At 74.1% G+C, this 7,816-nt stretch carries 4 protein-coding genes and 1 pseudogene; 3 read left to right on the top strand and 2 right to left on the bottom strand.

Translation table 11 applies throughout. The annotated features are described in order from the left end of the window. Positions 1–278 precede the first annotated feature (278 nt). The gene (locus tag AC07AL_RS38290; protein ID WP_400806256.1) at positions 279–2,765 is read right to left on the bottom strand and encodes a YfhO family protein; all 2,487 of its coding nucleotides are present in this window, start codon (positions 2,763–2,765) and stop codon (positions 279–281) included. Positions 2,766–3,132: 367 nt separating this feature from the next. Here AC07AL_RS38290 and AC07AL_RS38285 point away from each other — a divergent pair, with 367 nt between their 5' ends. From AC07AL_RS38285 to cimA, 3 genes are all read left to right on the top strand, one after another. Beyond that, a complete protein-coding gene (locus tag AC07AL_RS38285; RefSeq protein WP_363589462.1) occupies positions 3,133–4,197 on the top strand; it encodes a 3-isopropylmalate dehydrogenase in 1,065 nt (354 codons plus the stop codon). Positions 4,198–4,443: 246 nt separating this feature from the next. After that, complete coding sequence (locus AC07AL_RS38280) at positions 4,444–5,556, top strand: branched-chain amino acid aminotransferase (protein WP_363589460.1); 1,113 nt, start codon at positions 4,444–4,446, stop codon at positions 5,554–5,556. Between the two features lie 378 nt (positions 5,557–5,934). Then, positions 5,935–7,539 carry a citramalate synthase gene (cimA, locus tag AC07AL_RS38275; protein WP_363589458.1) on the top strand — a complete coding sequence of 535 codons (1,605 nt, stop codon included), beginning with the start codon at positions 5,935–5,937 and terminating at the stop codon, positions 7,537–7,539. 91 nt (positions 7,540–7,630) lie between these two features. On the opposite strand, the pseudogene AC07AL_RS38270 reads toward cimA, so the two are convergent. Next, positions 7,631–7,816: pseudogene (locus AC07AL_RS38270) on the bottom strand (ATP-binding protein); the annotation flags it as partial.

Raw genomic sequence — 7,816 nt, 5'->3', positions numbered from 1 at the left:
GGGGGGGGGGGGTGGGGGAGGGTGGGAGTGGGTTGTTCTTTTTGTGTTTTTTGGTTTTTGTTTTGTTTGTTTCTCCCCCCCCCCCCCCCCCCCCCCCCCCCCCCCCCCACAACCACCCCCCCCCCCCCCCCCCCCCCCCCCCCCCGGGGCCCCCCCCCCCCCCCCTGCCGCCCCGCCCCCGTGCGTTGTGCCGCGCCTCGGTGACGGGGCTCCGTGGTGCCGACGGCCGTCTGCCGTGCCCGGCAGGGTTCGTCCCGGTTGCTTCAGGCCTGGTCGCCTCAGCCCCGGTCAGTGGCCTGGGCGGCCTGGGCGGCGAGCCGACGGGTGCGGCGGGGGGCGCGGGCCGGGCGGCGGGAGAAACGGGTGAAGACGGCGACCAGGGCGAGGGCGGCGGCGGTGGCGGAGCTGACGGTGAGGCCCTCGGTGAGACCGGGCGGGCGGAAGGAGCAGGCGACGCGGTCGGCGCCGGCGCCGAGCGGGACGCCGATCATGCCCAGGACGGGCGTCGGCGGGACGTACCGGCCGCCGCCCGCCGCGCAGGTCCAGCCCTCGGCGGCCGGGACGGACAGCAGCGCGGTGCCGGTGGAGCCGGACGGGAGGGTCGCGGCGAGGGTGTGCCCGCCGGCCGCCACGCCGGTCGCGCCGGTGGCGGTGAGACGGGCGACGGCGTCGTCCAGGGCGCCGGGCCGCAGGCAGCCGATCGGGCGGGCCGGGATCTGGCCGACCGTGTCGGAGCGCAGGGTCACCCGGACCGTCCCGTCGGCGGGGACCGGCCCCAGCCGGTGGATCGCGACGGCGGTGGTGGGCTGTTCGCCGTCGCTGCGGTAGGTGGTGCCGAGACCGCTGACCGTGCCCCGGTACCAGACGCCGTGGAAGTAGGCCGTGCCGCCGGGGGTGCAGGCCGCGGTGAGGACGGTGCCCTCGGCGCCGCCGGGCAGCGACCAGCCGCTGGTGCCGTGCAGGGTGGGCGCCGGGCCGCCGGCCGGGACGGGCAGCGGGGCCTCGTACACCCGGCTGCCGAGCAGTGACTCCTGCCGGGACCAGACCGAGGAGGTGTCCGGCCGGGCGCCGGGCGGCAGCACGGTGACCAGCGGCGGTGCGGCGGCCCGCCCGGGGGTGAAGCCGGCCGGGGGCGGCCCGTCGTCGAGGTGGGAGCGGACGGCGAACAGGGCCTGCCCGACCGGATCGGTGACGCTGGCGGTCTGCCGCCCGCCCGCCGTCCAGCCCGCGCCGAGGTCGTGCAGCAGCAGGGCGGCGACGGTCGGCAGGTAGCCGCTGAAGTAGCCGCCGCCCTGGCCGTCGAGCAGCAGCGGATCGTTGGTGGTGAAGGCGTGCGGGCCGGGGTCGCTGCGGCCCCGGGGCCACGCGGCGCCGTCGCGCACCGCCGCGTACCCGGCCCGGACGGCGCTGGCGGAGGCGGTGTCGGCCGGGGCGGCGGCGAGCGCCGCGTACCCGGACCAGACGGAGTTGCCGAGCACCGCGCCGGCCAGCACCCAGGTCGCCAGGGCGGTGGCCCGGCGGTCGGTGTGCCGGCGGTCGAGGGTCCAGAGCGCGGCGAGCAGGACGACCCCGCCGACGGCCAGCAGTGTCCAGGTGGAGGCGCGGACCGAGTGCCGGCCCGCCGCCAGCGCGGCGATCACCGCGACCACGGCGGCGCCGCCCAGCAGGGTGAGCCGGTCCGGCCGGTGCGCCAGCGACACCCAACCGGCCAGCACCAGCAGGCCGCTGAGCGCGAACGCGACCCGGTACGGCCCGCCGGCCGGGATCGCCAGACCGTGCCAGACCACCACGGTCGGGGTCCAGACGAAGCTGAGCACCACCAGCACCAGCGCCCCGCACCAGACCGCCCGCTCCCGCACCCGCACCCGCCGGTTGAACGGCAGCCCGCACACCAGCAGCAGCCCCAGCAGGCCGATCGCGACGTCCGGCAGCGGCCGCCCGCCGTGGGTGGCGGGCAGCAACTGCGCGAGGTGCCCGCCGAGCCCGGACGGGCCGAGCGGCTGCACCGGGGACTCCGGCTGGGCGCCGTGCGCGGCCCGGACGGCGACGAACAGCACGGGCGAGGCGAGCAGGACGCCGGTGGTGGCCATGGTGAAGGCCCGCCCGGCGACCCGGACCCGGTGGCGCAACGGCCGCGGGGTGGCGAACAGGCGGACGGCCAGCAGCAGCCCGGCCATCAGGGTGGCCAGCGCGGCGGTGTACAGGTTGCCGGCCCAGGCGAGGGTGACGCACAGCGAGCCGGCCACCCAGCGCCGCTCGCGCAGGCACCAGTCGGCGGCCAGGCCGAGCAGCGGCAGCGAGACCAGGCCCCAGAGCCACATCGGCGCCGCCCCGCCGACGTCGAGCACCCAGGCGCAGAGCCCGTACCCGACGGCGGCGAGCGCCCGCAGCCAGTGCGGGCCGGCGTGCAGCCGGCCGAGCAGGTGGGCCATCAGGGCGGTGCCGAGGCCGATGGTGGCGAGGGTGACCAGGAGGAGCGCGAACCGGCCCTGGTCGCGGGGGAGGAGGGCGGTCGCCCAGGAGAACGGGTTCATCAGGTAGGCGAAGAAGTCGGCGAGGAACGGGACGCCGTAGCCGCTGTTCCAGTTGAACAGGAGGTCCCCGGCGGCCCGCCCGTGCATCAGGTCCCACAGGTGGGCGTGGTACGGCAGGGCGGCCTCGCCCGCCCCCGTCGGCCACGCCCCGCGCAGCCCCACCGCGAGCGCGTACCCGCCCACCGCCAGCCCGGCCGCGCTCCCGCAGACCAGCACATCCCGTCGCCGCACGCCCATCTGCTGCTCGACCCCGTTTCCGCGAGGGATTGCCGGACCCCGTCACCCTAAGCGCGCTCCCCGCACGGATCAGGCCCCCCGCGCTCCCTCGTAGGGGTGATGAGGTGGCAGCCCGGCGGATCGGCCTGCGATGGTGCCCCCGTGGAAAGGGAACCCGACCTTGCGATGCCGGGGTGGCTGCGCCCTCCGGCTACCGGCTACACCGCGGACGACCTGGATCGGCTACGGGATCTCCCGCCCCACACCGAGCTGCTCTTCGGTGGCCTGGTCTTCTCCGCCCGTCAGACAACGTTCCATGCCCGGACGTCCGGATGGTGGACGCCGGGTGTCAGCCCCTGGGACACCGGAGTAGGGTCCGAGCATGTCTCGCACGATTCGTCTCGCAGTTGTCCCGGGTGACGGCATCGGCCAGGAAGTGGTGGCCGAAGGTCTCAAGGTCCTGGGTGCCGTGCTTCCCGCCGAGGTGAAGCTGGAGACCACCGAGTACGACCTCGGCGCCCGGCGCTACCACCGGACCGGGGAGACCCTGCCGGACAGCGTGCTGGCCGAGCTGAAGTCGCACGACGCGATCCTGCTGGGCGCCATCGGCGACCCGAGCGTGCCGTCGGGCGTGCTGGAGCGGGGGCTGCTGCTGAAGCTGCGGTTCGCCTTCGACCACCACATCAACCTGCGTCCGGGCCGCCTGTTCCCCGGGGTGAAGTCCCCGCTGGCCGGCACTGAGTCCGACGGCGCGTCTCCGACACGACGAGCCATCGACTTCGTGGTGGTCCGCGAGGGCACCGAGGGCCCGTACGTCGGCAACGGCGGCTCGCTGCGCACCGGGACGCCGCAGGAGGTGGCCACCGAGGTCAGCCTGAACACCGCGTTCGGCATCGAGCGCGTGGTGCGCGACGCCTACCGCCGGGCCCAGGCGCGTCCGCGCAAGAAGCTGACGCTGGTGCACAAGAACAACGTGCTGGTGCACGCCGGGCACCTGTGGTCGCGGATCTTCGCGGAGGTCGGCCGGGAGTTCCCGGAGGTCACCACCGACTACCTGCACGTCGACGCGGCGACGATCTTCTTCGTCACCCAGCCGGAGCGCTTCGACGTCATCGTCACCGACAACCTGTTCGGCGACATCCTGACCGACCTGGCCGCCGCCGTCACCGGCGGGATCGGCCTGGCCGCGAGCGGCAACATCAACCCGGGCGGCGAGTTCCCGTCGATGTTCGAGCCGGTGCACGGTTCGGCGCCGGACATCGCGGGCCAGGGCAAGGCCGACCCGACGGCCACCGTGCTGTCGGTCGCCATGCTGCTGGAGCACCTGGGCTTCGCCGCCGAGGCCGCCCGGGTGGAGGCCGCCGTCGCGGCGGACCTGGCCGAGCGCACCGGCACCCGCAGCACCTCCGAGGTCGGCGACGCGCTGGTCACCCGAGTAGCCGGCTGACGGGCCGGATCCGCTTGACGGACTCCGGCCCACGGGCCGGGGCCGACAACGGTCGCGGCCCGGCGGGCCGCACCACATAACCGCAGCTTGCAGCTCCCCAAGGAGCGGGCAGCTGTTCGGCACGGCCCTCTGGATGCGAGTATCGACAGTGGGTCGTGCCGTTGTGCGTTCGTTCCGGTGCTGGTTGGCCGCGGCGGGCACCCGGCGGTGGCGGCCCGGACCTACCCCACGGTGAAGGAAACAGCCATGAGCACGCCCACCCAGGCGCCCATCACGTTCGACCTCAAGCCTTCCGCCCACCCGCTGCCCACCGCGGAGCGCGAGGCCCGGCTGACCAACCCCGGCTTCGGCCGGGTCTTCACCGACCACATGGTCACCATCCGCTGGACCGAGGGCGTGGGCTGGCACGACGCCCAGCTGGCGCCGTACGCGCCGCTGGAGGTCGACCCGGCGAACATGACCCTGCACTACGGCCAGTCGATCTTCGAGGGCCTCAAGGCCTACCGCCAGGCCGACGGCTCCATCGCGAGCTTCCGCCCGGAGGCCAACGCGGCCCGCTTCCAGGCCTCGGCCCGCCGGCTGGCGATGCCGGAGCTGCCGGTGGAGACCTTCGTCGAGGCCGTCGAGCTGCTGGTCCAGCAGGACCAGGCGTGGGTGCCGAACGAGCCCGAGCAGAGCCTGTACCTGCGTCCGTTCATGTTCGCCACCGAGGTCGGTCTGGGTGTCCGCCCGGCGAACTCCTACCTGTTCATGATCATCGCCTCGCCGGCCGGCGCCTACTTCCCGGGCGGCGTCAAGCCGGTCTCGGTGTGGCTGTCCAAGGAGTACGTCCGGGCCGCTCCCGGCGGCACCGGCGCCGCCAAGTGCGCCGGCAACTACGCCGCTTCGCTGATCGCCCAGGCCCAGGCCGCCGAGAAGGGCTGCGACCAGGTCGTCTGGCTCGACGCCGCCGAGCACCGGTGGATCGAGGAGATGGGCGGCATGAACCTGTACTTCGTCTTCGGCGAGGGCAAGGACGCGAAGATCGTCACCCCCGAGCTGTCCGGCGCCCTGCTGCCCGGCATCACCCGCGACTCGCTGCTCCAGCTCGCCACCGACCTCGGCTACGCCGTCGAGGAGCGGAGGATCTCCACCGACGAGTGGCAGCAGGCCAACGCGGACGGCACCCTCACCGAGGTGTTCGCCTGCGGCACCGCCGCCGTCATCACCCCGGTCGGCTCGGTCAAGTCGGCCGCCGCCGACTGGACGGTCGGCACCGGCGAGCCCGGCCCGACCACCATGGAGCTGCGCCGGGCCCTGCTGGCCATCCAGGGCGGCCAGACCCCCGACACCCACGGCTGGCTGCACAAGATCGTCTGAGGCGGCACCCGCTCCGGCCTGGCCCGTTTCGCATCGCGAGACGGGCGGGCCGGATGCCGGGACGTGTGCCAGACTGCGAACGTGTCCTCGCTGTCGCTGATTATTAACAGCAGGCGCGCCGGTCCGCAGTGACCGCTCCCGCAGGACCCGATGCGGAGCGACCACCAGCGTCCAGACCCGCGCGCAGACCTCTCGCACCCGCGAGGGGTTTTTTCGTTTTTCGGGCATCGCCCCGATCAACACAGCCTCCGGACCGGCCGGGAGCCCCCACAAGGGGCTCGGGGACACCGGAGCCGCGCGCGGGATGCTGGACAGTGGAGCCGGGACTCGCAATCCGGCAGAGCAGTACGAACCTCCCCGAACGGAGAACCAGGGGTCATGACCGAGGTCAGCCGTACCGACGACAGTTTCCACGTGTTCGACACCACCCTGCGCGACGGCGCGCAGCGGGAGGGCATCAACCTGACGGTGGCGGACAAGCTGGCCATCGCGCGGTACCTGGACGAGTTCGGAGTGGGCTTCATCGAGGGCGGCTGGCCGGGGGCCAACCCGCGCGACACCGAGTTCTTCGCCCGGGCCGCCGCCGAACTGGACCTCCGGCACGCCCGGCTGGTCGCCTTCGGCGCCACCCGCCGGGCCGGCGGCAAGGCCGCGGAGGACCCGCAGCTGGCCGCGCTGGTCGCCTCGGGCGCCCCGGTCGTCACCCTCGTCGCCAAGGCGCACGACCGGCACGTGGAGCTGGCGCTGCGCACCACCCTGGACGAGAACCTGGAGATGGTCCGGGACAGCGTCGAGTTCCTGCGCGCGCAGGGGCGGCGGGTGTTCATCGACTGCGAGCACTTCTTCGACGGCTACCGGGCGAACCGCGAGTACGCGCTGGCCGTGGTCCGCACCGCGCACCAGGCAGGGGCGGACGTGGTGGTGCTGTGCGACACCAACGGCGGGATGCTGCCGGCCGGCGTGCGCGAGACCGTCGCCGACGTCCTCGCCGTCACCGGCGCCCGGTTGGGCATCCACGCCCAGGACGACACCGGCTGCGCGGTGGCCAACACGCTGGCCGCGGTGGACGCCGGCGCCACCCACGTCCAGTGCACCGCCAACGGCTACGGCGAGCGGGTCGGCAACGCCAACCTGTTCCCGGTGGTCGGCGCGCTGGAGATCAAGTACGACCGGCGGGTGCTCCCCGAGGGCCGGCTCGCCGAGATGACCAGGCTGTCGCACGCGATCGCCGAGGTGGTCAACCTGACCCCCTCCACCCACCAGCCGTACGTCGGCTACTCGGCCTTCGCGCACAAGGCGGGCCTGCACGCCTCCGCGATCAAGGTCGACCCGGACCTGTACCAGCACATCGACCCGGAGCGGGTCGGCAACACCATGCGGATGCTGGTCTCCGACATGGCGGGCCGCGCCTCGGTCGAGCTCAAGGGCAAGGAGCTCGGCTACGACCTGTCCACCGACCGGGACCTGGCCGGCCGGGTGGTGGCCAAGGTGAAGGAGCAGGAGAACCTCGGCTACACCTACGAGTCCGCCGACGCCTCCTTCGAGCTGCTGCTGCGCGACGAGGTGCGCGGCGGCCGGGACCGCTTCTACACCCTGGAGTCCTGGCGGACCATCAGCGAGCAGGGCCCGAACGGGTTCACCGGCAACGAGGCGACGGTGAAGCTGTGGGCGAAGGGGGAGCGCCGGATCGCCACCGGCGAGGGCAACGGCCCGGTGAACGCGCTGGACCAGGCGCTGCGCACCGCGCTGGAGGGGATCTACCCGCCGCTGGCCCGGTTCGAGCTGGTGGACTACAAGGTCCGCATCCTGGAGGGCCAGCACGGCACCGGCTCCAAGACCCGGGTGCTGATCGAGTCCACCGACGGCACGTCCACCTGGTCGACCGTCGGGGTGGCCGACAACGTGGTGGCCGCCTCCTGGCTGGCGCTGGAGGACGCCTACACCTACGGGCTGATCCGGGCCGGCCTGGAGCCCACCGAGTAGCTCACCGGGCAGCCCGCCGGGCGACCCGCCGCGGCTGCGGCCCACGGACCTTCGTTCGGAGGTCCGTGGGCCGCGGCCGCGGCCGTGTCCGTCATCGGAGTCGGGCGAGGAGGGCGTGCTCGACGAGGGTGATGAGGGCGCTCTTGGCGCTGTCGCGGCGGCGGGCGTCGAGCGTGATGACGGGGGTCTCGGCGCTGAGCTGGAGCGCTTCGCGGACCTCGTCGGCGGTGTGGGGCTGGTGTCCGTCGAAGCCGTTGAGGGCGACGACGAAGGGGAG

The organism is Kitasatospora sp. NPDC043949, assembly GCF_056435365.1.
The sequence above is the reverse complement of the archived record's forward strand: the minus strand, read 5'-3'. Positions and strand labels throughout refer to the sequence as shown.